Raw genomic sequence first — 887 nt, forward strand, 5'->3', positions numbered from 1 at the left:
TTTATTCGTTGGCCTTCTGAGGAATCCTGATCATTCCGAGACCGCTTATCGACAGGCTTCCTTATTGCGACAGAACCTGAAACCTACCTCAAGGTGCGAGGCAAATGGACGTACCTCTATCGCGCGGTGGACAAGGCCGGCAACACCGTCGACTTCCTGTTGCGAGCCCGACACCGTGACCGTCGACAAGAGCGGGGCCAACCTGGCAGCCCTGCATGCCGTGAACGCGCAGCGCGAGACGCCGATCAAGATCCGTCAGCGCCAGTATCTGAACAACAGGATCGAGCAGGATCTGTTGAGGTTCGTAAATTCTGCTAGCGGTGATCACAAAATATGCTAGCAAGGAATTCCTTCAAGGCCTTGATTTATAGATGGCGATACGGCTCGGTGCCATTAGCCTTGCACGTCTCGATGAGCGAGTACAGGTTGGCGCGCCCGTTACGTCGAGCCTGTCAAACGAGCGTGATACTTGGGGAGGCTTCAGAAAACGGAAAATATTGCACGCTAAGAGTCGCTAACACAACCTAGACGTGAAGCTGCGAACGCCGTATCGTCTGCGGCATGCTCTGATTCCGGAGTTCACTCCCTCGCCCAAGGGCGGACGGCGACGCACGGTCGATGACCGAGCTGCGCTCAACGGCATCCTGTATGTGCTGCAAACCGGTATCCCGTGGGAAGACCTCCCGCAAGAACTGGGCTTCGGCAGTGGCATGACGTGTTGGCGATGCTGCGTCGGCTGCGCGAGCACGACCAGATCGATTGGGAGCAATCAGGTGCGGTGGACTAGACTAAATCTGACAGTGGTTGGTTTTTCATGCTGGCGCGCATTGGCGCGAAGGGCGTAGCCCGTAGCGGCAATGCGCGCCGCGAACAGCAAGGAGTCCACC

2 pseudogenes are annotated in these 887 nt (G+C 57.3%); both read left to right on the forward strand.

The annotated features are described in order from the left end of the window. Positions 1–78: 78 nt before the first annotated feature. Positions 79–292, forward strand: a pseudogene (locus tag WS68_RS29560) (DDE-type integrase/transposase/recombinase); the annotation flags it as partial. A 238-nt stretch (positions 293–530) separates the two neighbouring features. Beyond that, positions 531–725 (forward strand): annotated as a pseudogene (locus WS68_RS25900) (transposase); the annotation flags it as partial. Between the last annotated feature and the right edge of the window lie 162 nt (positions 726–887).

The sequence above is a fragment of the Burkholderia sp. TSV86 genome (assembly GCF_001522865.1).
In the GTDB taxonomy this organism is placed as follows: Bacteria; Pseudomonadota; Gammaproteobacteria; order Burkholderiales; family Burkholderiaceae; genus Burkholderia.